At 60.7% G+C, this 25161-nt stretch carries 22 protein-coding genes, 1 tRNA gene and 1 pseudogene; 14 read left to right on the forward strand and 10 right to left on the reverse strand.

The window, feature by feature from the left end:
• Positions 1 to 188 precede the first annotated feature (188 nt).
• Positions 189 to 1244, reverse strand: a complete 1056-nt coding sequence (locus tag AC1D06_RS26105) for an SIS domain-containing protein (protein ID WP_477988698.1) — start codon at positions 1242 to 1244, stop codon at positions 189 to 191.
• Between the two features lie 199 nt (positions 1245 to 1443).
• On the opposite strand from AC1D06_RS26105, the gene AC1D06_RS26110 reads away from it, so the two are divergent.
• Positions 1444 to 2505 carry a nucleotidyltransferase family protein gene (locus tag AC1D06_RS26110; protein ID WP_477988699.1) on the forward strand — a complete coding sequence of 354 codons (1062 nt, stop codon included), beginning with the start codon at positions 1444 to 1446 and terminating at the stop codon, positions 2503 to 2505.
• Positions 2506 to 2633: 128 nt separating this feature from the next.
• Here the strand turns inward: AC1D06_RS26110 and AC1D06_RS26115 are convergent, their stop codons facing one another.
• Positions 2634 to 3140: a DUF992 domain-containing protein gene (locus tag AC1D06_RS26115; protein ID WP_477988700.1), complete on the reverse strand. Its 507-nt coding sequence runs from the start codon at positions 3138 to 3140 to the stop codon at positions 2634 to 2636.
• 380 nt (positions 3141 to 3520) lie between these two features.
• Here AC1D06_RS26115 and AC1D06_RS26120 point away from each other — a divergent pair, with 380 nt between their 5' ends.
• The 3 genes from AC1D06_RS26120 (at position 3521) to serA (ending at position 7406) form a co-directional block, all read left to right on the forward strand.
• On the forward strand, positions 3521 to 4354 hold the full coding sequence (locus tag AC1D06_RS26120) for an outer membrane protein (RefSeq protein ID WP_477988702.1): 834 nt from the start codon (positions 3521 to 3523) through the stop codon (positions 4352 to 4354).
• Positions 4355 to 4539: 185 nt separating this feature from the next.
• Entirely contained in the window at positions 4540 to 5718 is a 1179-nt protein-coding gene (locus AC1D06_RS26125) for a phosphoserine transaminase (RefSeq protein WP_477988703.1), read from the forward strand.
• Between the two features lie 86 nt (positions 5719 to 5804).
• Entirely contained in the window at positions 5805 to 7406 is a 1602-nt protein-coding gene (gene serA, locus AC1D06_RS26130; protein ID WP_477988705.1) for a phosphoglycerate dehydrogenase, read from the forward strand.
• A 76-nt stretch (positions 7407 to 7482) separates the two neighbouring features.
• On the opposite strand, the gene AC1D06_RS26135 is transcribed toward serA, so the two are convergent.
• Positions 7483 to 9156, reverse strand: a complete 1674-nt coding sequence (locus AC1D06_RS26135; RefSeq protein WP_477988706.1) for a tetratricopeptide repeat protein — start codon at positions 9154 to 9156, stop codon at positions 7483 to 7485.
• A gap of 439 nt (positions 9157 to 9595) precedes the next feature.
• Here AC1D06_RS26135 and AC1D06_RS26140 point away from each other — a divergent pair, with 439 nt between their 5' ends.
• Complete coding sequence (locus AC1D06_RS26140; RefSeq protein WP_477882625.1) at positions 9596 to 9775, forward strand: hypothetical protein; 180 nt, start codon at positions 9596 to 9598, stop codon at positions 9773 to 9775.
• 75 nt (positions 9776 to 9850) lie between these two features.
• Here the strand turns inward: AC1D06_RS26140 and AC1D06_RS26145 are convergent, their stop codons facing one another.
• Entirely contained in the window at positions 9851 to 10354 is a 504-nt protein-coding gene (locus AC1D06_RS26145; RefSeq protein ID WP_477988707.1) for a cytochrome b, read from the reverse strand.
• 163 nt (positions 10355 to 10517) lie between these two features.
• Here AC1D06_RS26145 and AC1D06_RS26150 point away from each other — a divergent pair, with 163 nt between their 5' ends.
• The 3 genes from AC1D06_RS26150 to AC1D06_RS26160 all read left to right on the forward strand — a co-directional run bounded on the left by AC1D06_RS26150 (position 10518) and on the right by AC1D06_RS26160 (position 13031).
• Positions 10518 to 11180, forward strand: coding sequence for a response regulator (locus AC1D06_RS26150; RefSeq protein ID WP_477882628.1), 663 nt, complete (start codon positions 10518 to 10520; stop codon positions 11178 to 11180).
• Positions 11177 to 12505 (forward strand): ATP-binding protein, encoded by a 1329-nt coding sequence (locus tag AC1D06_RS26155; protein ID WP_477988708.1) that lies wholly within the window; start codon positions 11177 to 11179, stop codon positions 12503 to 12505. The genes AC1D06_RS26150 and AC1D06_RS26155 overlap by 4 nt, the downstream gene beginning before the upstream one ends.
• Before the next feature lie 88 nt (positions 12506 to 12593).
• Positions 12594 to 13031 carry a plastocyanin/azurin family copper-binding protein gene (locus AC1D06_RS26160; protein ID WP_477882631.1) on the forward strand — a complete coding sequence of 146 codons (438 nt, stop codon included), beginning with the start codon at positions 12594 to 12596 and terminating at the stop codon, positions 13029 to 13031.
• A gap of 78 nt (positions 13032 to 13109) precedes the next feature.
• On the opposite strand, the gene sciP is transcribed toward AC1D06_RS26160, so the two are convergent.
• Positions 13110 to 13385: a CtrA inhibitor SciP gene (gene sciP, locus AC1D06_RS26165; protein WP_477882633.1), complete on the reverse strand. Its 276-nt coding sequence runs from the start codon at positions 13383 to 13385 to the stop codon at positions 13110 to 13112.
• A 247-nt stretch (positions 13386 to 13632) separates the two neighbouring features.
• Here sciP and mnmA point away from each other — a divergent pair, with 247 nt between their 5' ends.
• The gene (gene mnmA / locus AC1D06_RS26170; RefSeq protein ID WP_477882635.1) at positions 13633 to 14829 is read left to right on the forward strand and encodes a tRNA 2-thiouridine(34) synthase MnmA; all 1197 of its coding nucleotides are present in this window, start codon (positions 13633 to 13635) and stop codon (positions 14827 to 14829) included.
• A gap of 106 nt (positions 14830 to 14935) precedes the next feature.
• Positions 14936 to 15012 (forward strand) — tRNA-Met (locus tag AC1D06_RS26175).
• Positions 15013 to 15116: 104 nt separating this feature from the next.
• On the opposite strand, the gene AC1D06_RS26180 is transcribed toward AC1D06_RS26175, so the two are convergent.
• Complete coding sequence (locus tag AC1D06_RS26180) at positions 15117 to 16430, reverse strand: calcium-binding protein (RefSeq protein ID WP_477882637.1); 1314 nt, start codon at positions 16428 to 16430, stop codon at positions 15117 to 15119.
• Between the two features lie 274 nt (positions 16431 to 16704).
• Positions 16705 to 17352 (reverse strand): hypothetical protein, encoded by a 648-nt coding sequence (locus tag AC1D06_RS26185; RefSeq protein WP_477882638.1) that lies wholly within the window; start codon positions 17350 to 17352, stop codon positions 16705 to 16707.
• Positions 17353 to 17586: 234 nt separating this feature from the next.
• On the opposite strand from AC1D06_RS26185, the gene AC1D06_RS26190 reads away from it, so the two are divergent.
• The gene (locus tag AC1D06_RS26190; protein WP_477988710.1) at positions 17587 to 20571 is read left to right on the forward strand and encodes a beta strand repeat-containing protein; all 2985 of its coding nucleotides are present in this window, start codon (positions 17587 to 17589) and stop codon (positions 20569 to 20571) included.
• Here the strand turns inward: AC1D06_RS26190 and AC1D06_RS26195 are convergent.
• Positions 20482 to 20778: pseudogene (locus tag AC1D06_RS26195) on the reverse strand (M10 family metallopeptidase C-terminal domain-containing protein); the annotation flags it as partial. The gene AC1D06_RS26190 and the pseudogene AC1D06_RS26195 overlap by 90 nt on opposite strands.
• Before the next feature lie 382 nt (positions 20779 to 21160).
• Here AC1D06_RS26195 and AC1D06_RS26200 point away from each other — a divergent pair.
• Positions 21161 to 21403 carry a hypothetical protein gene (locus tag AC1D06_RS26200; RefSeq protein WP_477882641.1) on the forward strand — a complete coding sequence of 81 codons (243 nt, stop codon included), beginning with the start codon at positions 21161 to 21163 and terminating at the stop codon, positions 21401 to 21403.
• 22 nt (positions 21404 to 21425) lie between these two features.
• On the opposite strand, the gene AC1D06_RS26205 is transcribed toward AC1D06_RS26200, so the two are convergent.
• Both AC1D06_RS26205 and AC1D06_RS26210 read right to left on the reverse strand, forming a co-directional pair.
• Positions 21426 to 21986: a hypothetical protein gene (locus AC1D06_RS26205; RefSeq protein ID WP_477882642.1), complete on the reverse strand. Its 561-nt coding sequence runs from the start codon at positions 21984 to 21986 to the stop codon at positions 21426 to 21428.
• Between the two features lie 6 nt (positions 21987 to 21992).
• Complete coding sequence (locus AC1D06_RS26210) at positions 21993 to 22802, reverse strand: calcium-binding protein (RefSeq protein ID WP_477988711.1); 810 nt, start codon at positions 22800 to 22802, stop codon at positions 21993 to 21995.
• A gap of 313 nt (positions 22803 to 23115) precedes the next feature.
• On the opposite strand from AC1D06_RS26210, the gene AC1D06_RS26215 reads away from it, so the two are divergent.
• Entirely contained in the window at positions 23116 to 23628 is a 513-nt protein-coding gene (locus AC1D06_RS26215; RefSeq protein ID WP_477988713.1) for a DUF6622 family protein, read from the forward strand.
• Between the two features lie 138 nt (positions 23629 to 23766).
• Positions 23767 to 25104: a CAP domain-containing protein gene (locus AC1D06_RS26220; RefSeq protein WP_477988715.1), complete on the forward strand. Its 1338-nt coding sequence runs from the start codon at positions 23767 to 23769 to the stop codon at positions 25102 to 25104.
• Positions 25105 to 25161: the final 57 nt, after the last annotated feature.

Genomic DNA, 25161 nt, shown 5'->3' on the forward strand with positions numbered 1-25161 from the left:
GAAGCCCGAGAGGCMACGGCAGCGAGAAATCAAACCCGCCGAACCAGAATAAGCAAACCCAAGCGTCGGGCCGGGAGAACTATAAGCCTGACGACTTCAACCGCTCCAACCGCCCGGTGCGGACCCGCATGCCGGGTGGTGTGGGAGGGGCGGAGCTGATTGGCTCCCCCCTATCCCGATTCAGGACTTCACTCGATGGCGGTGATCTTGGAGCCGTTCAGAAATTTGGCCGGCTCGAAACCACGGGCAAGCGCCATCGGCACCATCATCAGCTGGATGGGGACGATTTCCAGCACCGGCAGCAGGCCCTCGGCGACGGTGGGTAGCGGGAAGGGCAGGATCGACGCGACCGCCAGGGTCACGGCATCTTCGGGCTCGATGATCAGGCAGCGCCCGCCGAAAGCGGCGATATCGGCGGCGGTCTTGCGGTTGAGCTCCTGTGTCGAGCCATTGCCCATGAACATGATCGCGCGAAACCCCTCACGAACCAGTTCGAGCGGTCCATGGCGGAACTGACCGCCGCTCAACGCCGTCGTCGAAGCCTTGGCGGCCTCCGCCGTCACCAGTGCCGCCATGGCCGCACTGCCATAGCTGGCGCCGCGGCCGATGAACATGATCGGCGCATCATGGCCGACGAAATCGGCGAGGCGGGCGGCTTGGGCCTCCGCCCGCGGCAGGAGGCTAGAAAGCGCATCGGAGAGTGCGGCGATCTCGGCCGGCAGTGTGTTGCCGCGGCCGATGAGCACTTCTTCGAGCATATAAAGCGCTGTGAGACCGGCTGTATAGGTCTTGGTCGAGACCGTCTGCTCGGGACCGACTTCGGTGGCGATCGAAAACTTCGCCCAGCGGGTCATCGAATTGTCCGGCGTGTTGGTGATGCTCACCCGCATGCTGCTATGGCCGTCGATCTCGGCCATGCGCCGCAGTTCGACGCTTTCGCCGGACTGGGTGACGGCAATGATCAGCGTGCCCTCGCGCAACAGGCCCGGCGCCTGCTGGATGAGTTCCGATGTATCCCAGAGCGAGACCGGAACCGGCAGGCTCTGGCTGAGCCTCAGCCACGAGCCATAGGCGCTGTAGAGCGAGCCGCCCATGCCGGTAATGACGACATGGCGGATCTGCCCGCCCTGGATCAGCTGGCGGATATCGCCGGCACGCTCGAAGAAGTCATCGGTGAGCAGCCGGGTCAGGCGGCGGATGGCCTCGGGCTGTTCGGCGATTTCGTCGAGATAGGATTGGGACATGGGCTCCTCCATCGGCGGCGTCTTGCAATGGTGAGACGAAAGGCCGTGGTGGGCACCGGGTCAAGGGAAAATGGTCCCGTGTGGTGCGTTTTTCGCGACGGCTATGCATGGGTGCGCTGTTCGCTTGACCTGCCAACACCCGCGGCTTGCTCATTTTCATCTGCTATACTAGAATTGCGAAAATAGTATAGGAACAGGCATGAAACAAATCGACCTCATGTTCCGGACGATGATTGCGGAGTTGCAGCAGCGGACATTCGATGCGCAATGGATGGCAGATTTCCCGCCTTCGGGACGGTTCATTCGGGTCGTGGTCGATCATCGCGCTTATTGGTATTTTGATCAACCCGATGGAAAGGGCGGACAGAAGCGGCACTATGTCGGGCCTGTCGATAATCCCGAAATCTCAGCGCGCGTGGAAGAGTTCAGGGAGATTAAGGACGATTATAAAAGCCGCCGCAGGATCGTTTCGGCATTGACGCGAGAAGCTGGGTTGAGCGCGCCGGAAAGGTTCACGGGCGATGTGGTCGAGGCGTTCGCCAATGCCGGCCTCTTCCGACTGCGCGGCGTGCTCGTCGGTACGGTCGCCTTTCAATGCTACGCGACCCTTCTTGGCGTCCGCTTGCCCGCTGCCGCGGTCATGACGGGCGACGCGGATCTGGCCAAGGACCATGCAATCTCTGCCGAAGTTGAGGATTCTCTTCCTCCCATCCTCGATCTCCTGCAACTGGTCGATCCGACTTTTCGTGCGCTACCGCATTTGAGTGGCTCGCCCCGATCGAATGCCTTTCGAAATGCAAGCGGTTATCGGGTGGAGTTTCTGACGACAAATCGAGGATCCGACGACTATGCAGACGAACCGGCACCCATGCCGGCGCTTGGTGGTGCCGGCGCGGAGCCGCTGCGGTTCATGGATTTTTTGCTGCGGGACCCGGTGCGGACGATCCTCCTGCATGGCGCTGGCGTTTCAGTCGTCGTCCCCGCGCCCGAACGGTTTGCAGTTCACAAGCTGATCGTCGCCAGCCGCCGCCCTGATGATGCCGGCGACAGGGCAAAACGGGACAAGGATATCCGGCAAGCGGAACTGCTTTTCGAAGCAATAGGAGATACGGGCGGTGGCCGCGATCTCACCGATGCTTTTCGTGAGGCGTGGGAGCGGGGGCCAGCCTGGAGAGCCGCACTCGACACTGCGGCCGATTTGCTGTCGCAAACGGGCAAGGTGACGGTCATGCCCTACTACGAGACAGTGGCGAAGGGCTGAAGCCCGTCGTGCTTGCCGCGTTCAGCAACTGGCCCGGAAGAACTTTAGGTGATCGGATGCCTCTTCAACGAACGACGACACGCGCGCGATCGGCGATCGCGCGCGTGTCGTGTACGCGGCGTTGCGCGTCATTCCGCCGGCTTTAGCGTCACCGTCGTGCTCGCAGCCGCGACATTCAGGCCGATCTGGCCGGTAATGCTCAGCGGTTGGAGCTGGATCGATCCGCGCGTGCCGCCGAGCAGCACATTGGCGCCGACACCGGCGCCAAGGGTCGCTTCCGCCGAGGCGCCGACATAAATGCCGCCCAGCGAACCGTGGTGATAGCCGGCGGTCGGCGCGAAGACGGCCCAGACGATGCGGCCCTGGCTGGTATAGCCGAGATCGACCCCGAGTTTCTTGATGTAGCCGGTATAGTTGTCGCTGCGATGATTGCTGGAACGGAAGACGCAGTTCAATTCCTTTGCCGAGCCGAGCAGATAGCCGCCGCCTTCGCCGACATCGCAGGCAAGCATGCCGATACGGACGCCGCCGCGATGGTCTTCTTCATAAACGATCCTGTCGGCCGAATAACCGGTGGATGCGTAGATGGTTGCAAGGCATGTCGCGGCGAGCGCCGCTGCAAGAGCATTCTTCATAGTCATGTCCTTCTCAGAGCAGGCCAATAACGCCGCAGAACTGGTTTTGGTTCTATCACGCATGGTCACTGCCGGTTAGAGATCGAGAGCGCCATGGCGAACCGGATCAAGAGACGCAAACAATCCCGTTGCCGGAACGTGTGCCGGTCGAGAATAAGAACAACATCTGGACTTGATTGCGACGGAGCCCGAACTTGTATCCTGATGCAGGTCGTGGTGCGTTCCGGTGGCATGACGCAATCCGAAGGCGATCGAAAATGGGTTAATAGACAAGGTAAACAATGCCTTTGCGAATATGCTTAACCGCAGGTTAACCACTCCTTGGCATAGTTCTTCCATCGATCGTGCCGGTTCGCGCCGGTTTCCTGGAAGGACGTGCCATGACTGTTCGCAAGATTCTCGCCGCAGCACTCGCGCTGGGCCTGGCCACGCCGGCGCTTGCTTTCGACAATCCGCCGCCGGTAGACGACGTGCCGGAGATCACCACGATCGACACGGCGACCGGCTGGTATATCCGCGGCGACCTCGGCTACAACGCGACGGTGGATTTCAGCAAGCCGACAGTGAAGACCTACAAGCCGGCGGCCAACAGCTATACGGCGCAGAAATTCGACAGCCAGCGCTTCAGCGGCGACTATTCGCTCAATGCCGGCGCCGGCTACCAGTTCAACGATTGGCTGCGGTCGGACCTGACGCTCGACTATTTCAAGGGCTCGCTCGACGGCAAGTCGACGAATGCAAAGCCCTGCGGCCTGCAAGGGGCGGGAACCCATTGCGGCAATGGCTACCAGCAGGACATCTATTCGCTCGGCCTGATGGCCAACGGCTATGTCGATCTCGGCACCTATTGGGGACTGACGCCCTATCTCGGCGCCGGCGCCGGCATGACCAATGTCGATTACAGCAAGCTCACCGTATCGAAATATTGCATCGACGGCGGCGGCAAGTGCGATAAGGGTGTCGACTATAAGGATGCGCGCTATGGCGGCCTCGAAAGCTGGCGCTTCAGCTATGCGCTGACCGCCGGTGTCTCCTACGACATCGCCACCAATATGAAGCTCGACCTCAGCTACCGCTATTCCGACGTCGCCGGCGGCGACATGGTCGACTGGAGCGCGTCCGACAAGAGCAATGGCGCCACCGGCATCAAGGGCACCGATGGCGGCTTTTCGCGGCAGGAAATCCGCGCCGGCCTGCGGGTGACGGGCTGGTAAGCATCTGAAATCATTTCTTATTGCACAAGGCGGGCGAGAGCCCGCCTTGTGCATTTGTATGCCTGCGGCAAAATATCCCCTGTTTGCGTCACTTGTCGCTTGACTTGAATCGACCCTTCCCATATTCCCGGCGGCGGGACACCTCTCCCCAACGAGAGGCCATATACCTGGAAGGGTAGTTTATCATGGTAGAACTCGCAGCGCCTGTCGCTCGTCCGGCAAACACGCACTTCTCCTCCGGCCCCTGCTCGAAGCGCCCCAATTGGTCGCTCGACGCGCTCAAAGACGCAGCGCTTGGCCGCTCTCATCGCTCCAAACTCGGCAAGAACAAGCTCAAGCAGGCCATCGACCTGACGCGCGAAGTTTTGCAAGTGCCGGCCGACTATCGCATCGGCATCGTGCCCGCGTCCGACACCGGCGCCGTCGAAATGGCGCTCTGGTCGCTGCTCGGCGCCCGTGGCGTCGACATGGTCGCCTGGGAAAGTTTTGGTTCGGGCTGGGTGTCCGATGTCGTCAAGGAGCTCAAGCTCGCAGACGTCAGAAAATTCAATGCCGATTACGGCAAGCTGCCCGACCTTTCCGCTGTTGATTTCGACCGCGACGTGGTCTTCACCTGGAACGGCACGACCTCCGGCGTGCGCGTCGCCAACGCCGATTTCATCCCGGCCGACCGCAAGGGCCTGACCATTTGCGACGCGACATCGGCTGCTTTCGCGCAGAATCTCGACTTCGCCAAGCTCGATGTCGTTACCTTCTCCTGGCAGAAGGTGCTCGGCGGCGAGGGCGCACATGGCGTGCTGATCCTCAGCCCCCGCGCCGTCGAACGGCTGGAAACCTATGAGCCGGCCTGGCCGCTACCGAAGATTTTCCGCATGGCCAAGGGTGGGAAACTGAGCGAAGGCATCTTCCAGGGCGAGACGATCAATACGCCGTCGATGCTCTGCGTCGAGGACTATATCGATGCGCTTCTTTGGGCGAAGTCGCTCGGCGGCCTTGCAGCGCTGATGGCCCGTGCCGACGCCAATGCCAAGGTCCTGTTCGATTTCTGCGACGCCAATCCCTGGCTGGCCAACCTGGCTGAAAAGCCGGAAACGCGCTCCAACACCTCCGTCTGCCTGAAGATCGTCGATCCGGCCGTGACCGCGCTCGACGCCGCCGGCCAGGAAGAGTTTGCCAAGGGCGTGGTCGCCATCCTGGAAAAGGAAGGTGTCGCCGTCGATATCGGCGCCTATCGCGATGCTCCCTCGGGCCTGCGCATCTGGTGCGGCGCCACGATCGACACCGCCGATCTCCAGGCGCTTGCCCCGTGGCTGACCTTCGCCTTCGAAAAGCAGAAGGCGACGCTGCATGCCAAGGCTGCCTGATTAGGCCCGACTGATTGCATGACCCTTCCGTGACATGCGGAAGGGCTCCCCAATTCTCAGACATAACTTCTTTTCAGGAGGCCTTCATGGCACCGCGCGTTCTCGTATCCGACGAACTTTCGGAAACTGCTGTCCAGATCTTTCGCGATCGCGGCGTAGATGTCGATTTCCAGCCGAAACTCGGCAAGGACAAAGACAAACTGGCCGAAATCATCGGCAATTATGATGGCCTGGCGATCCGCTCCGCCACCAAGGCGACGGAAAAGCTGATTGCCGGCGCTACCAATCTGAAAGTCATCGGCCGCGCCGGCATCGGCGTCGACAATGTCGATATCCCGGCGGCCTCGCGCCGCGGCATCATCGTCATGAACACGCCATTCGGCAATTCGATCACCACGGCGGAACATGCCATCGCGCTGATGTTCGCCGTCGCCCGCCAGCTGCCCGCCGCCGACTCCTCGACCCAGGCCGGCAAATGGGAGAAGTCGAAATTCATGGGCGTCGAGATCACCGGCAAGACGCTGGGCGTCATCGGCGCCGGCAATATCGGCTCGATCGTCTGCGCCCGGGCACTCGGCCTCAGGATGCATGTTCTGGCCTATGATCCCTTCCTGTCGGCCGAACGGGCGCAGGAAATGGGCGTCATCAAGGTCGAGCTCGATGACCTCCTGGCGCGTGCGGACTTCATCACGCTGCATGTGCCGATGACCGACAAGACGCGCGGCATTCTCAATGCCGAGGCGCTCGCCAAGACCAAGCCCGGCGTGCGCATCATCAATTGCGCCCGCGGCGGCCTGGTCGACGAGGCAGCGCTTGCCGAAGCGATCAAGTCCGGCCATGTCGCCGGTGCCGGCTTCGACGTGTTCGAGGTCGAGCCCGCTACCGAAAGCCCGCTCTTCGGCCTGCCGAACGTCGTCTGCACGCCGCATCTCGGCGCCTCGACCACGGAAGCGCAGGAAAATGTTGCCCTGCAGGTGGCCGAGCAGATGTCGGACTATCTGATCAAGGGCGCGGTGTCGAACGCCATCAACATGCCGTCGATCACGGCGGAAGAAGCGCCGATCCTGAAGCCCTTCATCAAGCTCGCCGATGTGCTCGGCGCCTTTGTCGGCCAGGTCACCGAGGATGCGATCAAGGAAATCGAGATCCTCTATGATGGCGCCACCGCCAACATGAACACCAAGGCGCTGACCTCGGCGCTGCTCGCCGGCCTGATCCGGCCGCTGGTGGCCGATGTCAACATGGTCTCGGCGCCTGTGATGATCAAGGAAAAGGGCGTTATCCTTTCGGAAGTCAAGCGCGACAAGTCGGGCGTCTATGACGGCTATATCAAGCTGACGGTGAAGACCGACACGATGACCCGCTCGATCGCCGGCACGGTGTTCTCCGACGGCAAGCCGCGCTTCATCCAGATCAAGGGCATCAACATGGACGCCGATGTCGGCGCCAACATGATCTACATCACCAATACCGACGTGCCCGGCATGATCGGCTATATGGGCACCACGCTCGGCGAAGGCGGCGTCAATATCGCCAACTTCCAGCTCGGCCGCGACCGCCAGGGCGGCGACGCCATCGCGCTGCTCTATGTCGATGAGCCGGTGAAGGACGAGGTGCTGGCCAAACTGACGGCGAATCCGGCGGTCCGCCAGGCCAAGGCACTGGCGTTTAATGTCGATACGTTCTGAATTAGCCTCCAGGGCGAAAAGAGGGCGCGGCGGGATGGCCGCGCCCTCTGTATTTCGGGAATGGCCAGGCCGATTCTCAGTGCAGGGGCGCGCGTAGACAATTCCGCCTGATGATCTCCGTTTCCGCGACCAGTTCGCGCAAGGTCGGCTCGGTCGCATTGCCGAAGCGGGAGATCATGACGTCGCAGGCGGTAACCGCGTCTACGGTAAACCCGATTTCGCCGAGCGTCCTTGCCTTATATTGGAGCGCCGTGGCGACGTTTTCGCGCAGGGCCAAGTCTTGCGCCGTGCCAAAGCGGGTGACGACCTCCTCAAACGGGGCGATCGCGTCGCCACCGCGTTGAAGTATGTTGAACGACACGCCCTTGCCGATGAGTGCCTTGGCGACCGATTCGCGCAAGAGCGGTTCTGACGCATCGGAGAAGCGCGTCACGACATCGTCATAGACGGCGATCGCATCGTCGATGCGCCCGAGATCGCGGAGGTCGTAACTCTTGTTGATCAAGGCCTTGGCAATTTCTCTCTGCATGAACAATTCCGTCGACGTGCCGATCCGCGCGAGGACATCGTCGTAGACAGCGATCGCATCTTTGCTGCGCCCAAGCTCGCTGAGCGTGGTCCCCTTGTTGACGAGGGCTCTGGCAGTTTGTTCGCGCAAGGGCAATTCAGCCGCAGTGCCGAAGCGGGTGAGGACCTCGTTGAACGCCGCAATCGCCTCCTCGCCGCGCCCGCGCCCGTCGAGTGTGGTCCCCTTGTTCACAAGCGCCTTGGCCACCTTTTCGCGCAGAGGCAATTCGGTTGCCGTGCCAAAGCGGGTGAGGATGTCATTGCACACAGCAATCTCGTCGTCGCTGCGCCCGAGCGCACTGACCCGTGCTCCCTTGTTGAAAAGTGCCATGGCGACCTGTTTGCGCAGTGGCAATTCGGTGGCCGCGCCGAAGCGGGCAACGACGTGATCGTAGACGGCGATCGCAGCGTCGCTGCGCCCGAGCTCACCGAGCTCGTCTCCCTTGTTCACCAGCGCCATGGCGACCTGTTCGCGCAGGGGCACCTCGATCTCAGTGCCGAAGCGGGCGACGATGTCGTCATAGACGGCGATCGCGCCGGCATGGCGACCCAGTTCGGCGAGCATCGCTCCCTTGTTCAACATCGCCTTGGCAACTTCCTCGCATATGGACAATGCGGTTTCGCTGCCGAAGCGGTCGATAACATCGTCGTATACAGCAATCGCAGCCTCGGTTTGCCCGAGCAAGGTATGCCGGATCCCCTTGTTCATGAGCGCCGTGGCGGCTGTTGCGCGCAGGGTCGATTCCGTCGCTGCACCGAAGCGGGCAACGACGCCGTCGTAGGCGGCAATCTCGTCATCGGTTCGCCCAAGCGCGGCAAACGCCACTCCTTTGCGCAGGAGCGCCGTGGCGAATGCTTCGCGCAGGGGCAATTCAGTCGCCGCGCCGAAACGGGCAAGGATGTCATCGTAGACATATATCTCGTCTTCGTTGCGCCCGAGCGCGCCAAGCCGGGTTGCTTTGTTGAGGAGCGCCAGAGCGATTTGTTCGCGCAATGGGAATTCGGTCGCTGCGCCGAAGCGGGCAACAATGTCATCGTAGACGGCGATCTCATCATCGTGGCACCCGAGCTTGCCGAGTGCGACTGCCCTGTTCACAAGTTCTTGCAGTAGATCCGGGATATCGGCAGCGTCACCACAGGCGTCCCGCAATTCCTTCCGTCCTGGATCGTCGACGGTCATCATTTGTATTTCTCCCAAGATGGACTTTGCGAGCACTGGAACGTTGTCGTGACGATGAGCGCATGTTGCAGCGTCCAACATCATGGAAAAAACGCGCCAGGTTGCCTTGCTGGATAAGTCGAATTGTAAGATCGGCACTATATCGACACTCGGGAAACCTGCAATGTCCATAAGAGCGCGGGTTAAGAGGTGCTGGCGATCGGGTTGGCCCAAGGTTCGCAGGCCTAGATCGATTGGTCGCGGGGACCGGGCAGAAGGATGGTCCGAAGCGTAATTTCAGTAGAATCTTGTATCATTTCCAGCCACATATTGCGGCATTCTAGCGAAACTCCATCCGTATATAAGCATTTTGCGAATCTGCTTGTAAAATAACTCCTTATATTTACTATCGTCTCAGTATCTCGTGTGGAGGCGCGTTGTGCTGCATTTGGATCCTGAGACAATGGTGATCATCGAGGCCCAACCGGACGGGCGTTTTACCTTCCAGGTGAAGTTCAAGGGCGTGCTTGGCCCGAAGAGCAGCCCGATGCGCAGCCGTGACGACATCGAGCTGCTCGGCAATACGCTGCTCAAACATCTGGAGCGAAACTCCGACCAGTGGATGGCGTTGGCCAATCTTTAGCGGTCGCCGATCGCCGGTTGTGCTGTCTGCGCTCTTTATTGTTGCCTTGAAGCACACCCTTATCGCTGAACTTTTTTACCCCGCACCGCCGGTCATCCGGGCGAGAACGTTCGTCTTCCACCAGAATTGGTGCACGAGCACGGCTGCGACATGCAGGCCGATCAGCGCCCAGAGCAGCGCTTTCACCGGACCGCCATGCAGATCGCCGGCAATGTCGATGGCGAAGAAATATTTGGCGATGCCGAGAAGCGGCATGACGATCAGCACGGCGTAGAAGACAGCGTGCGACATCGTGCCGAGGAGGTGGAAGATCTCCGGCTCGCCTTCAGGCTTGCCCGGCGCGCCCTGGATCAGCCGCATGAGCAGCCGGAGTATGGTCAGGCCCAGGATCGCGAAGCCGGCATAGATGTGCAGATTGGCCGAAAACATATCGGCCGGGCTGGGGACCTTGCCGTCGTCGAATGTATCGGTAACGTGTTCGATGCTGGCGGGTAAAAGAAGATTGAAGAAGACGAGGAGAACGGTCAGCCAGTGCAGGGCGCGCTGCGCCAGGGAGTAGCGGGTGCGAATATTTGTCATGGGATGCCTTTTCGCGTTTGATTTGCCCGCCTTTTGACGCATCCGCCTGACAATAACCTGAATGGCACCAAACCATATCGCGGAGAGGTCTATTGCTTCAAATCAATCGGCGTTTGAGCGACTCGGCTACACTAGCAGCACCGATGTCCCAAGGAGAGGCCTTTTGCGCATATTGCTGATCGAGGATGCCGCTGTCCTGGGCGCGGCGGTTCGCGACCATCTTGCCTCGGCGGGACAGGCGGTCGACTGGATGCGCAGCATTGCCGACGCAAAAGAGGCGCTGGATGCGGTCAGCTATGACCTGGTTCTGCTCGACCTCAGGCTGCCCGACGGCTCGGGCATCGAGCTTTTGCGCAGCCAAAGATCGAAAGGCAACGCTACACCGGTGATCATCATCACCGCGCATGACCAGATCAGCGACAGGATCGCGGGGCTGGACAGCGGCGCCGATGACTATCTCGTCAAACCCTTCAATCTCGATGAGCTCTCAGCCAGGATCGGCGCGGTCATCCGCCGCTTCCGCGGCAACGCGACCTCGGCGACGAAATTCGGCGATCTGGAAATCAACGCCATCGACCGGCGGCTGACCGACGGCCGGCGCGAGATCGAATTGTCGGCGCGCGAATGGGCCGTGCTCGACACGCTGTCCGCCCGTCCTGGGGCGATCATCTCGAAAGCCAGGATCGAGGAGGCGCTTTACGCCTTTGGGTCGGAGATCGAGAGCAACACCGTTGAAGTCTATGTCAGCCGCTTGCGCAAGAAGCTCGGCAAGGAGCGTGTCCAGACCGTGCGCGGCGTCGGCTACAAGCTCGTGGCCGCGTCATGATATCTTACAGCATCACCCGGCGGCTGGTGGGCTGGCTGACTGTGTGCACGATTACTTTCTGGGGCATGGGTGCGGGGCTTGGCGCCTATGTGATGCATGATGAATTCGGCGAGATCTTTGACAGCGCCATGCAGGAGACCGCCGACCGGCTGCTGCCGCTGGCGCTCGACGATGTCCGCAAGGGCGACTTGCCCGATATGCCGCGGCGCCTGCAGAAATCCGATGGCGGCTTCGACGGTTACCTGACCTACCAGGTCAGGACCAGGGATGGCCGGGTGCTGATGCATTCCTATGAAACGCCGCCGGCGCCGTTCAAGGCACCATTGGCCGAAGGCTTCTGGCAGGGCGACAATTTGCGTGTCTTCACCATTGCGGCTGATGATAACCGGGTGTTCGTCCAGGTCGCGGATTCGCTGGCACACCGCTCGGAGGCCATGCGGGACAGCATTTTGGCGCTGCTATTGCCGCTCGCTATCCTGGTGCCGCTCAGCGTCGTCCTGCTTCTCTACATCATTCGCCGGGCGATGGCGCCTTTGACCGAATTGCGCACAGCCATTGCCGAGAAGGACAGCGGCAATCTCTCGCCCCTGGTCCTGCAAGGCCTGCCGAACGAGCTGGCGCCGATTGCCAATTCGCTCAACATCGTGCTCGCCCGGCTGGCGGCGGCATTCGCCGCCGAGCGGGAATTCACCGCCAACAGCGCCCACGAACTCAGAACCCCGATCGCCGGCGCCATGGCACAGGCCCAATTGCTGATCGAGGAGCTCGGCTCGTCACCCGCAGCCGAACGCGCCGTGATGATCGAGCAATCGCTGAAAATGCTGACCTCCCTGACCGAGAAACTGCTGCAACTCGCCCGCGCCGAAGCCGGCATCGGTCTCGTCGAGGCGCCGCATGACCTGATTCCGGTCGTCGATATGGTGGTCGAGGACATGCAACGGCATGCCGGCAATCGTCAGAGGATCGACAGGATCATGGAGGAGGGCGCGCGGCTGGTGCGCGCGGTCAATCCCGATGCTTTGGCGATCGTGTTGCGCAACCTGATCGAGAACGCCATGCACCATGGCGAAGAGGCCAAACCGATCACCATTCGCATCGATGCCGAGGGAAGCATCGCGATTACCAACGCCGCACGGCCGTTCACCGACCAGGAACTCAGCCGCATCCGCCAACGCTTCCATCGCGCCGACGATCGCTCACCCGGTTCCGGTCTTGGCCTCTCCATCGTCGAGCGCCTGCTCACCCAGATGAACGCATCGCTGCAACTGCAGTCGTATCAGAGGGGTGGTGAGACCCGGTTCGAGGCCTTGATCCGCTTCGCATGAAGTCTGCCTTGGCGGTTCTGCGTTCAGGTGCGTGTCAGGTGGAGGCCCTACCGAGGTGGCGCAAACATCAATAGGAAAGGTTTCCTGAATGTCGAACACAATCCGCTTCGCACTCCTGCTTGCCGCATCTTCGGCCCTTGGGCTTGCCGCTTCGCCATCCTTCGCAAACACCGCGATCAAGGTCATGGAGAGCGGCGAGGGCGGCGGCGCCATGGCGATCACGCTGGATCCGCCGGCCGCAAAAGCCGGCGCCGTCACCTTCCAGGTCCACAACGATGCCGCCAGCGAAGAGCATGAAATGGTCGTGGTCAAGCTGAAAGCCGCGGATCAGCAAATCCCCTTCAACACGAAGAAGGACAGGGTCGACGAGAAGAAGCTGAAAAGCATGGGCGAAGTCTCGGACCTCAAGCCGGGCGCGGACGGCAAACTGACGGTCAACCTGAAGGCCGGAACCTATCTGGTTCTCTGCAACATCAAGGGCCATTACAGCGCCGGCATGCATACGACCCTGACGGTCGCGCCGTAAGACCAGCACCGCCATCGGGCGGACGCAACAAGAAAGGGCCGCGTGTGCGGCCCTTCGCAACCCTGTTTCAAAGCGATGTCAATGGCGGTATTGCTGGATGCGCGTGGTGCGCAGGCCGGCGAGGCCGTGGTCGGAGATCGAACTCTGCCAGGAGAGGAATTCCTCGACCGTCAGCGTGTAACGTTCGCAGGCTTCTTCCAGACTGAGCAGGCCGCCGCGGACGGCGGCAACCACTTCCGCTTTACGACGGATCACCCAGCGGCGCGTGTTGGCGGGGGGCAAATCGGCAATCGTAAGCGGGCTGCCATCGGGGCCGATGACATATTTTACTCTCGGACGTATCGCTTCGGTCATTGGACTCTCTACACAAACAAAGACCATATGGATCGACATTAGAGAGTCAGATTTAAAAATTGCCTAAACATATGCGGAAAAATTGACGAAAAACTGTTTGAAAACAGGTCAGTGCCCGGCATTGTTGCTGAAAAGCCTGAAGTTCTCGGCTTGTGAGGCCCGAAACTAGCGCCTATATGCAGCGCCGAAAGCATGGTATTGAACCGTGAAAACCCTCTGTATAGCGTCAGTAGAAAAGCAAAATTCCGTGAACAGCCTCGATTTCGACAAGCGTCCCGAAGACACCCGTGTGGTCGTCGCCATGTCCGGCGGCGTCGATTCGTCCGTGGTCGCCGGCCTGTTGAAACGCCAGGGTTATGAGGTTATCGGGATCACGTTGCAGCTTTATGACCATGGTGCGGCCGTGCATCGCGCCGGCTCCTGCTGTGCCGGCCAGGATATCGACGATGCCAGGCGCGTCTGCGAGACACTCGGCATCCCGCATTATGTGCTCGACTATGAGCGGCGCTTCCTGGAGACGGTGATCAACCCGTTCATGGAAAGCTATGTCGCCGGCGAGACGCCGATCCCCTGCGTTGCCTGCAACCAGACGGTCAAATTCGCCGATCTCTTGGTGACCGCCAAGGAACTCGGCGCCGATGCGCTGGCGACCGGCCATTATATCCGCTCGCGCCCCAGCCCGACGCCGGGTAATCCCAACCGGCGCGCGCTCTATCGCCCGGCCGACGCCGAGCGCGACCAGAGCTATTTCCTCTTCGCCACGACGCAGGAGCAGATCGACTATCTGCGCTTTCCGTTGGGCGGCATGCCGAAGCCGGAAGTGCGGGCGCTGGCGGCCGAAATGGGCCTCGTCGTCGCCGCCAAGGCCGACAGCCAGGACATCTGCTTCGTGCCGCAAGGCAAATATTCCGACGTGATCACCAAGCTCCGGCCGGATGCGGCGCTTGGCGGCGACATCGTCCATCTCGATGGCCGGGTGCTCGGCCAGCATGAGGGCATATTGCATTACACGATCGGCCAGCGGCGCGGTATCGGCATCGCCACCGGCGAGCCGCTTTATGTCGTGCATCTCGATGCGCGCTCCAAGCGGGTGATCGTCGGGCCGAGGGAAGCGCTGGAAACCCGCAGGCTTTATCTCCGCGACGTCAACTGGCTGGGCGATGCGCCACTGGCAGAGCTCGCGGCCGATGGTTTCGACTGCTTCGCCAAGGTCCGCTCCACCCGGCCACCCAAGCCGGCGCGGCTCCATGCCGACGCCAAGGGCATTTATGTCGAGCTCGAAGAGGGCGAACCGGGCGTAGCGCCGGGCCAGGCCTGCGCGCTTTATTCGGCCCCGGGCGAGGACGCGCGCGTCTATGGCGGCGGCTTCATCGAGCGCTCGGAGAAAGAATCGGCCGCGGAAACCCAGCTCCGGGCGCTGCTTTTGGCGAGCCAGGCGGCATGATTTTTCGCGTCCGGCATTTTCTTGTTTTTGCCCGATAGCGCTTGACAGGATAGGAAACGCAGCCTTATAAGCCGCGCCACCGAGACGTAACCAGCTCGGTATCGATGGCGGGATAGCTCAGTTGGTTAGAGCGTGGGACTCATAACCCCAAGGTCGGCAGTTCAACTCTGCCTCCCGCTACCAAATTTCCAAAAGACAGATCCGGATTCGCAAGTAAGCAGGGCAGAGAACCGGCATCACTCCCTGACTGTCTTCGTCCTCGTGTTCGGCTGACCGACCGCCCTGCCTCAGAGGGCGAAGTTGATCGATGTGAGCGTCAGCGGACCGGTGAGCTCGACTTCGAAATCGGCTTTGTTGTCACCGTCAACGTCGCCGTAGACATAGGTGTTGCCGCCGTTCTCGGCATAGCGCAGGTCGCCGGCCTCGTGATGGAAATCCTGGGTTCCGATGAAGTGGAACGCTTGATTGCCCTGTAGATTGGTGTTGGCGTCGATCGCGTGGAGATCCATGGCATAGTGCACCGGGTCGAAGTCCGTGATGGTGTCCCGGCCGGATTTTGCGGCTGTGGAGTCGCTGGCCTTCTGGTAGATGAACAGGTCTGCCCCGCTGCCGCCCGTCATCACATCGGCGCCCGCTCCTCCGGTTATGTCGTCGCCTACACTTCCTCCCGTCAATTGATCGTTGCCGGTGCCGCCGACGATCGTGTCGCCGCCACCGCCGCCGGAAATCGTATCGTTGCCGGTACCGCCATTCAGCGATTGACTGGTGAAGGCGCCGGTGATGATGTCGTTGCCGCTGTCGCCGAAGATGATACTGGTGCCGCTAGCCAAGATTTCATCACCGCCGGAGCCGCCATGGATCGTGTCCGACGCGGCGCTGCAGCCGATGTGGTCCGCCTGGTCGCCGCCATAAATCTTGGCCGTTGCCACCTCCACGGTAATGTCATCATGTCCGGAGCCGCCGAAGACCTGGACATTGCCGCCGGAACTGAGTGAGGCGACCTGATCGTCGCCGGCACCGCCAAATACTGTGTCATTGCCGCCATGAAGGATAAAGGTGTCGTCTCCCTGATCTCCCCAGAGCGCATCCTGGTCTGTATTTCCGTAGAGCGTATCGTTGCCCTCGCCTCCCAAAGCCTCGGTGGCGTTGCCCACGAACAACGCGTCGTCACCATAGTAGCCAAGAATGCGCTCTCCAAACGTACCGGTGTAGTTGTCGCCGTAGATCGTCAGGTAATGGTTCGTCAGGTGCGAAGTGCTCACATCGAGATCGATTTCTCCAGGAAGCCCCGATGGCATGAACAGTTTCACATAAAGCGGTGCAGTTGCGCTCGCCGTCAAAGTGCCATTTGCGCCAGCGGAATCCGAAGAAGTCTCGGTCAGGACGAGTTCGCCGTCAGCGTTATAGACATTGAAGGACGTATCGGTGGCACCGTTGCCAAAACTGTTGGCCGTCAAATCATAGGTTTGGCCAACCACCGCATCGAGCTTGATCCAGACTGCGCTGTTGAACTCGTCGATATCGCTTTCGAAATCCGCATGCGCATTTGCGTCATCCCATTGCAGGGCGCTTATATCGGATGCCTTGGGCAGAGTTACCATGCGAAAAACTCCGGGCTCGGTGTGGCACGTCCGCGTATGGAACTCTCTTTGCAGTGAAATGCAATGGTTTCGATCTGGGAGCCTTCACATTCGCTATCAAATCAAGTTGCGCTTCATTAGAAGCCGTGTCCTCTGATGACCTCGTGGCCGCCGCCGCCGAACGTATTGTGATTTCATTCGATAGCTAGCTGGCGCGCTTGCCCCAAAGCGCGAGCATCGATCCCTGGCGAGGCGAGACCTTCAGCGACAATCCGCGTTGCCGTCGCAACATCCGTCAAAAGTCAAAGTCGCCCATAGCGAGCTCGGCTTTGTGCATGTTGCTGATGACCAGCGTATCATGGCCGAGGGTGATCCAGACATTGCTGCCGTGATCCTCCGCATGTGACTTCACGTCGTGAAAACCGTCGATACCCTTCCATCTGTGGACATCGATGTTGTCGCCGTCGTCGCGGTGAAAATCCTTGATCACGTCCGTGCCGTCATGGGTAGCGAACCCGAACGTATCGCCACCTGCGCCGCCGGTAAGCTTGTCATTGCCTTTATAGCCGGTGAGATAATCAGTGCCGTCCGAACCAATCCAGTTGTCATCGCCGTTGAACAGCATTTTCAGGAGTCGTGACAATCCCTGCTGGGTGAGGGCTGCGCTCAGGTCGGCGACATTGGCTTTGATGTTTGCGACCGAGAACATCACATCCGTATCCTGGTCGGCGAAGAGAATGTCATCAAGCGTTCCCTTGACGATGGTGCCGTCCTGATACTGGAAGCCTTGGCCTTGGAAAATGATGCGGTTGGATGTGTCTGCATCGTTGAAGTTGGCGTAGGTCGATGCATGCTCTTCCGTCAGCAAGGCAGGCCCCTTGCTGAAGACGTCGAGTATGCCGGAATCCTCCGGCATGAATTCAGAATATTGAATCTTTGCCATTCCGTCCTCCCGCGACATCGCCCTTAAATTAGCGATCGGTGACAAAAGGTAAAGGCCRAAGCGATGTTGTCGGCCGGTCGGATAAAGACGACGAAATATAAGGCCGAACCCTCCCTGATCAGGGAATGACATGCCCCCAGCAATTGGGCAGATTTCCTGGATCTCTTAAGTTTCGGCATGGGCAGCGTGGTGACGACTGGTCACTTGCTTGTCGTTCGACCGAAGGAGGGCATCGTGACGTTTTACTCTTGGCAGAGCGCGAGTGGCGGCGACTTCAACACCGCGAGCAACTGGCACAACGGACCCGAGACGGATATTCCTGGTGCGGGCGATGACGTCTTCATCAATGTCGTCGGCACGATCACCACCGCAGGCCAGAGCGTCAACAGCCTTCAACTCGGCTCAAACAGCACCATGACCGGAGGCCTCTCGGCCACAACGATCAATGGCGGCGGAACGCTGGATGGGGGCATCTACAACGCCACGACCGTGTCTCAGATGGTGTTCGCCGGCGGCAAGCTTACGGCTGACACGGTCGATGGCGGTGATCTCACCGGAGGAAAGGTCAGGGCAGGCACGCTCAAAAATTTCAACATCGACGGCGCGGAGGTGAAGGCCGACGAGATCGCAAATGCAGGCGGTAAAATCGTCGGCGGTAGCCTCGATATCAGCGCACTTGTTTTGCAGGACTCCTCAAGCCTGCTGACCACCGGCGGCAGCGTGACGGCGGATACGTTCGAGTTGGTCGGCACCGGTCCCGGGTTGAATGGGATGGATGTTGCCGCGGGAACCGTGACCGTTGTCGGGGCCGCCACGTTCGTGGGTAGTCAGGCTTTTCTCAATGTCGGCAAGGATACCATATCGTTCAGCGGCGTGACGGGCGGAAGATTGAATCTGCAAGGCGGGTTCACGCTCACCGCACTGACCGGCGGTTCTCCCAACAGCCTGACGACATGGACCGGCGGGATGACGACAGTCGCCGGCGCCGTCCTTGTCGACATGGTCAATGCACATGTGCAGAACAGTGGTCTGGTCGTCGACGGCGGCACGATGAGATCCACCGGCACGATGACGCTCGGGCAGACGGCGCAAGGTGATCTCAACGTGCTGGATAGCGGCAAGGCGAGCGTGAACACGCTTGTGGCCGGAGACGGCGCGGGTGCCAGCGGCGATATCGTGGTGACCGGTGACGGCTCGACGCTGACGGTAAAGAAGTCCATCACGGTTGGCGAGAAGGGTGTCGGCTCGCTCAACGCCAACAATGGCGGCAATGTCGACGCCGGCGAAGTCGTGGTTGCGGGCGAGGGGGCGCCCACCGGCGGCAACAAGGATGACACGACCGGTTTCCACACCCAGCACATCAGCAGCATTTCGGTCGGAACCGGCTCGGATATGACGTTTGACGCGCTAACCCTCGGCGAAGCCGGCTATGCCCAGGCCTCCGTCATCGGCATCCTGACAGTGACGGGCGACAGCACCGTGGCAGAAGAAGAGGACAGCGAGGGGCGGGCTTTCGTCAATGGCGGCAGTTGGGAGACCGAGGGCAGCCTGACGGTCGGCTCGGCCGGCAAGGCGCGGGTCGATGTCGGCGCCAACGGCGTGTTGCTGGCGGACGGCGATCTGACGCTTGGCGAGGAGAAAGGTGGCTCGGGCCAGATTGTCCTCGGCGACGGCACGGCCGGAGACGGGCCGGGCAAACTCACTGTCGGCGGGGACCTGACGATCGGCGGTGGCGGCACCGGCACGCTTCTCAGCGATCTCTCGACGGTGGTGTTGGGGGGCGGCAAGATCACGCTCGGCGAGGAGAAGGGCAGCAAGGGTACGCTGACGCTGCACGGCGGTTCGCTGACCACACGCGGCGAAATCGTCGTGGGAGAGGCGGGCACGGGCACTGTCATCTTCAACCAAGGCGCCAGGCTGGAAGCGGCGACCGGCAACCATGCGGCCGACCTCACGCTCGGCGAAAAGTTCGGCGGCACGGGCACGGCGACATTCGACGGCAAGGGCACCGTGGCGACCGTCGCGGATATCGAGGACGGCGTGCTCGGCAAGGGCAGTCTGAAGATCACCAATGGCGCCAAGCTGACGGCGGCCTCGGCCGATCTCGCGACACAGGTCAACACCAATGCCAATGGCGTGACCATCGACACGGCCGGCACTTTCATCGTCAACGGCGACCTTTCGGTGGGCGAGCAAGGTTTTGGCACGTTGAGCATCAAGGGCTCCGGCCAGGCCGTGGTTTCGGGCGAGGTCGCGGTCGCCGAAGATGAGGGCTCGATCGGCTCAGCCACCATTTCGGGCGCGGTGACCAGGAACGGCAAGACGACAGCCTCCGGCTTGGCCTATGGCACACTCTCCGTCGGCGAAGGCGGTTCGGGCACGCTGACCATTAGCAAGGGGGCCGAGGTCGCGCAGATCAAGGGCGGCGAGGGGGCGGTCGAAATCGGCGCCGAGAAGGGAGCGACAGGGAAGCTGACGCTCATGGACAAGGGCTCGTCACTGGCGGGCGAGAGTCTCTCGGTCGGCGGTACGGAAGAGAAGGCGGGCGGCAAGGGCAGCCTGTCGGTTTCGGGCGAAGCCGAGGCGACCTTCAACGCCGCCACGATCTGGAAAAGCGGCAGTGTCGCCCTGAACGGCGGCACGCTGCATCTGACCGGCGCCGTCGAGGGCAATGGTGCAATCATGATCGGCAAGGCCGGCACGCTGATCCTCGATGGCGAGGACAAGAGTGTTGGCATCGGCTTTGCCGCCGGCAGCACAGGTGCGACCTTGGCGCTTGCGGATGCCGACTTGCTGCACGCAACGGTGAAAGGTTTTGCCGAGGGCGACAGCATCGCCATAGGAGGGCTCGACGCGCAGGCAGCGATCAAAGTCGCCGCCAAGGGCGCGAATACGGTCGTCACCATTCTCGATCACGGCAAGCAGGAGGGCAGCCTGACGCTTGCCGGCCACTATGGCAAGGCTGATCTGGACCTGAGCGCTGCCGGCGTGCTGACGACAACCGGGGCAAAGTCGGTTGCCGAGGCTGATCCGCAGGCGGCACTTTCGGAGACGGTGAAACATGTCAATCCCGACGCAGACGGCGCCGATAACGCCTCACATTTCTTCCGGCATGCCTCCGATCACGCTTCAGAGACCGGGATGACTGCAAGCCACGATGCGCTGGTGATCGATCTTATGCATGAAGCGAACCTGAGCGATACCGAGTTTCTGTTCTGACGGCAGGTGGTCGAACGCGGGCGGATGGCTGAACTGCTTCTTTCTGATCCAGTGGATATGTTGCATGCCAGGTTTCCCGATCTCGGCGTTCAATGTCTGCAGGTCGATGAGGTCGGTCCCGTGGGGAAAGCCGGTGATTGTGTCTCGGCCGTTCGACGCTGCCGCCGAATGCCTCGCCGAAGAATAGTGGAAGACACCCAGATCGGCCCCTGCGCCGCAATAGAAGCTGTCGGCACCGCGCCTTGCGGCCCGAAGTCCCTTGGCGGGTCATATGCAGGCTGTCGTCCGTGGTGAACGTGCCGGTGTCGGGGAACCCTGCGCAAATTGAACCGTTCAGAAAGTATAGTCAGGCTCGGCACCCCTCATCCTCCCCCCAGAGGTCTCCGCCGCCGAGCCTATATAGAGGCCCACCGCTCACCCCTGGCGGTGGGTTTTTGATATCAGGCCGTTCGATCGGAAGACGTTCAGTAGGCTCAGGGGCGACCGGCTCAACTCAGGGGCGCTTGACTCTTGCCTGCACCGTGAACATTATGAGAACAAATTCCGCCATAGGCGGGATACGACCCTATGATAACGATGGAGCGCTGCCATGGACGCATTGGCGGAAGGTCAACTGCGCCTAGATTTGGACGAGGGGCAACAGGAGGACGCCTCAGCGCCGGAGATCGATCTGGCCGAGACCTATCTCGCGGCGCATAGCGGAGATGCGCTCGCTGCCATCCGCGATCTTCTGCTCGATGCCGATTTCCTGCGCGACCAATTGTGGACGGCGTCGCAGATGATGTCCGCCGGCATGGGGCGCGGCTGGCGGCCGAAATATGAGAGAGCGTGACGGTGACTTACCCTCCTGAGCCTCACTGGGGAGCCATTTTCGAGAGTGCCATTCGATAGACTGCCCAGACATTGCAATCGGCATGATGCTCTTCCGGGTGGGCGCGCCGGAGGTTGTTCGATATGTCTCGCACTCGGCCGAAATCGTCTATCAGGCCCCGTTCATTGATCTCCTCGTTGGCGAATATGTCCGGGAAACCGCCGCAATTTGTCAAGGCGCTGATCGAATGGTCCTGGTCCAGAAGCTCGAAGCCCATGAACGAGAAATCCGGCTGGGCGAATTCGCGAACTTCCTCCTCTGTCGGGTTGCGAAGCACGGCCAGTACGTTGACGCGATGAAAATCCCCGATTTCAGCAAGCATGAAATCGAGGTCGATGAAGAAATTGAGGAGATTGTCCTCATTGACGATGTGTGGCCAATAGCTGTCCTTCACCTCCGGCAGCACGAAGGTGCAAAGCATGCCATCGAGCGAGACGAGCTCGCGGAGTTGATGGAGGCCCGACCAGTTCAGATAGTCTCGCCAGACGTCGCCTGACTGAGCGTCGAAAGCCGTTGTCGCCAGGTAATAGGGGATGGCCGGCATCGTCAGTTACAGATCGAAGTAGCCGGTTTTCAGCGGAACGTCACCCTGCAGGTGGATGGCGAAATCGACATTGCCGTCGCCATTGCGATCGGCGTAGATCCAGGTGCTGTGGTCCGCGGTTTCGACCCGCAATTCGCCGGCATGGTGATCGAAGGCATGGCGGCCGATGAAGTCGAACGCTTGATTGCCGGATTTGCCGGTATTGGCGTCGATGGCATGCAAGTCGATCCTGTCGTGCTCCTTGCCGTTGAAGTCATGGATGATATCGGCGGAGGCGGGGCTGCTGTCCTTGACCAGGGTGAAGACGAACGTGTCCTTGCCGCCATTGCCCCAGAGATCGTCGCTGCCGGCGCCGCCGGTGATCAGGTCATTGCTGGAACCGCCGCGGATCGTGTCGTGCCCGTCCTTGCCGAGCAGCGTGTCGTTGCCATTATAGCCGGCAATCAGGTCGCCATACTGGCTGCCGCTCAAGTCATCGTCGCCGCTGAGTGTCGAAGCGAGCAACGACAGATCATCCTTGGTGGAGGATGTGTTGAGCACGTGGATCAAGTTCGGAATATCGACATCGGCGCCGGACAGCGACAGCATGCTGTTGCCATGATAGGTCAGGCTGAGGCTGTAGACCGTGCCATCGGTCAGATAGCCGTTTTGATCATGCACGAAACCCTGACCGGTGATCGTCAGCCGGAAGCTGCCGGCGACGCCGGTGATCGTCGATGAGGAAAAGGTGGTGATTTCAGCGTCATCGACACCGGTGAAGTCGAAATCGGACATGTCGAGCGAAAATGCCGGACCGACAACCAGTTTGATACTCATGATTCCCCTCATTCTCTTTGCGTGCAAAGTGGCGCGTGAAAGACGGCCCGTCAAGCGCCCACTTGCAGCCTGTACACCATGACGGCGGCGCTCCGAATTCGTCAGCCTCGTGGCGGAAGGAACGTTCGTGATGAGCCAAAGGCGAGCACCACATGCGACGGTCGCGTAATTGGACGGAGCTGCCATTTGCCGACCGTCAAACGCAATGATCTGCCGCGGCAAACCCGCGCGGATAAAGCTGATTTTGCCGGCGGTACTGTCAGCCGACGCAATAAGTTGATACCGGTGTGTCGGATATTTTTGGGAGCATCGCATGACGGTCACAGGCTTTCTCGCACATACGCCGCCTTGGGTTTTCCTGCTGTTCTTCTATTTTGTCTGGCGCGGCATCAGGGCGATGCGGCCGGCTGATGTCACGCTACCGAAACTGGCGCTGCTGCCGGTGATCCTGACCGTCTGGGGCATCTATGAGTTGATCCGCGTCTATGGCCTGGCGGCAGATGTTTGTGGCATCTGGGTCGGCGGGCTGGTGATCGGCATCGGCATTGGCTTGCTCATGCTGCGTAGAGCGAAGGTTTCTGTCGATCCCTTCAGCGGTGTCATCCGCCGGCCGGCGGATTTCACCTTGCTGCCGCTGATCCTCATCGTGTTCGCGGTGAAATACACCTTCGGTGCAATGGCGGTGATCAATCCGGCTCTGTTGCAGGAATTTTCGATGCGCCTTGCCGACCTCGGTCTTTCCGGGGTGTTTACCGGCATCTTCATCGGCAAGTTCGCGGTTTACGCGACACGCTATTTTTCCGCACGGGCGGCGGTGCAGGGGTGAGGCGTGGCCATCGCCGCGCCTGCATTGGCGCGAAGGCAGCAAGCCATCTGCCTTGAAAACATCGTGGAATGCTGAAATCATCGGCGCGAGGGATTTCACCACATATGGCTGATGCAACATTGTTTGGGAGAGCATTTCATGGCCAATCTGACGCCCCAGGAACAGTTGATGCTCGAACTCATCAACCGCGCGCGGATGGACCCCGCCGGTGAGGCCAAGCGCGATCACATCGATCTCAACGAAGGCCTTGATAAGGGCACGATTTCGAGTGCGCCAAAGCAGGTGCTGGCCGGCAATGACGACCTTGCCAGCTCCGCCGCCAACCACAGCAAGTGGATGCTGACCAACGATCTCTTCCAGCACGAGGAGACGAAGGGTTCGAAGGGATATACGGGTGTCGAGCCCTGGGATCGGATGAAGGCGGCGGGCTATGTCCTCGGCGACAGCGGTGCGGGCGAAAATATTGCCTGGCAGGGCACACACGACACGATCACCGATGCGATGGCGACGCAACTCATCGTCGTGGAGGAGAACGGCCTGTTCATCGACAAGGACATTGCCGGCCGCGGCCACAGGCTCAATCTCCTCGATGGCGATTTCAAGGAAATCGGCATCGGCCAGGAGTTGGGCACGTATACCTATCAGAGGCAGACTTACAACACATCCATGGTCACCCAGGATTTCGCCGGCGATTCCAGCCGCACATTCGTCACCGGCGTCGTCTACAACGACACGGTCAAGAACGACGATTTCTTCACTGTCGGCGAGCAGGTGGCGGGCGCTAAGGTCTCGGGTTCCGGCGCCTCCGATACGACGGGAGCGGGTGGCGGCTATGAACTGCTTTATGGCTCCGCGGGGTCGAAAACGATCGACTTCGACCTGAAGACCGGCACGGTGAGCCTCGGGCTCAAATTGGGCGCGACCAATGTCAAGGTCGACGTGGTCAATGGAGACGAGGTCTGGGCCGATCACAGCCTGACGTCGGTGTCCAAGAATGTTGCCGAGCTGCATGCGCTGGGGATCGGCAAGGTCGACTTCAAAGGCGCGGGCAGCGGTCAGGAGATGTTCGGCAACAGCGCTGTCAACACGATCAAGGGCAATGGTGGGGACGACACGATCGATGGCGGCGGCGGTATGGACAAGCTCTATGGCGGCACGGGAGCGGACACGTTTGTCTTCGCCAAGGGCGATACCGGCAAGACGCATGGAGCGGCCGACACGATCGGAGATTTCACGACGGCGGATGGTGACAAGATCGACCTGAGCCAATGGGATGCCGACTCGACCAAGAAGGGCCAGCAGGGTTTCGACTTCATCGGCAGCGACGCCTTCGGCAAGCATGCCGGCGAACTGCATGTGGTGACGACGAAAGCCGACACCTATGTCGAAGGCGACACCAATGGCGACGGCAAGGCGGATTTTTCCATCCACCTCGCCGGGGTGGTGAACCTCACGGCAGGCAGCTTCGATCTTTGATCGACCGGTAGGCGATCGCTCTCCGCTCCGAAGAGAGGGGCATCGCTGTCGCGTCCG

This window comes from Rhizobium sp. P2_G2, assembly GCF_056403555.1.

What these genes read in the sequence shown, in the direction of transcription:
- AC1D06_RS26155 (WP_477988708.1), top strand. Translation starts at nt 11,177, where the DNA reads ATGATATCTTACAGCATCACCCGGCGGCTGGTGGGCTGGCTGACTGTG.
- AC1D06_RS26210 (WP_477988711.1), bottom strand. Translation starts at nt 22,802, where the DNA reads ATGAGTATCAAACTGGTTGTCGGTCCGGCATTTTCGCTCGACATGTCC.
- AC1D06_RS26205 (WP_477882642.1), bottom strand. Translation starts at nt 21,986, where the DNA reads ATGCCGGCCATCCCCTATTACCTGGCGACAACGGCTTTCGACGCTCAG.
- AC1D06_RS26115 (WP_477988700.1), bottom strand. Translation starts at nt 3,140, where the DNA reads ATGAAGAATGCTCTTGCAGCGGCGCTCGCCGCGACATGCCTTGCAACC.
- AC1D06_RS26110 (WP_477988699.1), top strand. Translation starts at nt 1,444, where the DNA reads ATGAAACAAATCGACCTCATGTTCCGGACGATGATTGCGGAGTTGCAG.
- AC1D06_RS26215 (WP_477988713.1), top strand. Translation starts at nt 23,116, where the DNA reads ATGACGGTCACAGGCTTTCTCGCACATACGCCGCCTTGGGTTTTCCTG.
- AC1D06_RS26180 (WP_477882637.1), bottom strand. Translation starts at nt 16,430, where the DNA reads ATGGTAACTCTGCCCAAGGCATCCGATATAAGCGCCCTGCAATGGGAT.
- AC1D06_RS26140 (WP_477882625.1), top strand. Translation starts at nt 9,596, where the DNA reads ATGGTGATCATCGAGGCCCAACCGGACGGGCGTTTTACCTTCCAGGTG.
- serA (WP_477988705.1), top strand. Translation starts at nt 5,805, where the DNA reads ATGGCACCGCGCGTTCTCGTATCCGACGAACTTTCGGAAACTGCTGTC.
- AC1D06_RS26145 (WP_477988707.1), bottom strand. Translation starts at nt 10,354, where the DNA reads ATGACAAATATTCGCACCCGCTACTCCCTGGCGCAGCGCGCCCTGCAC.
- AC1D06_RS26220 (WP_477988715.1), top strand. Translation starts at nt 23,767, where the DNA reads ATGGCCAATCTGACGCCCCAGGAACAGTTGATGCTCGAACTCATCAAC.
- sciP (WP_477882633.1), bottom strand. Translation starts at nt 13,385, where the DNA reads ATGACCGAAGCGATACGTCCGAGAGTAAAATATGTCATCGGCCCCGAT.
- AC1D06_RS26160 (WP_477882631.1), top strand. Translation starts at nt 12,594, where the DNA reads ATGTCGAACACAATCCGCTTCGCACTCCTGCTTGCCGCATCTTCGGCC.
- AC1D06_RS26125 (WP_477988703.1), top strand. Translation starts at nt 4,540, where the DNA reads ATGGTAGAACTCGCAGCGCCTGTCGCTCGTCCGGCAAACACGCACTTC.
- AC1D06_RS26105 (WP_477988698.1), bottom strand. Translation starts at nt 1,244, where the DNA reads ATGTCCCAATCCTATCTCGACGAAATCGCCGAACAGCCCGAGGCCATC.
- AC1D06_RS26135 (WP_477988706.1), bottom strand. Translation starts at nt 9,156, where the DNA reads ATGATGACCGTCGACGATCCAGGACGGAAGGAATTGCGGGACGCCTGT.
- AC1D06_RS26185 (WP_477882638.1), bottom strand. Translation starts at nt 17,352, where the DNA reads ATGGCAAAGATTCAATATTCTGAATTCATGCCGGAGGATTCCGGCATA.
- AC1D06_RS26120 (WP_477988702.1), top strand. Translation starts at nt 3,521, where the DNA reads ATGACTGTTCGCAAGATTCTCGCCGCAGCACTCGCGCTGGGCCTGGCC.
- AC1D06_RS26200 (WP_477882641.1), top strand. Translation starts at nt 21,161, where the DNA reads ATGGACGCATTGGCGGAAGGTCAACTGCGCCTAGATTTGGACGAGGGG.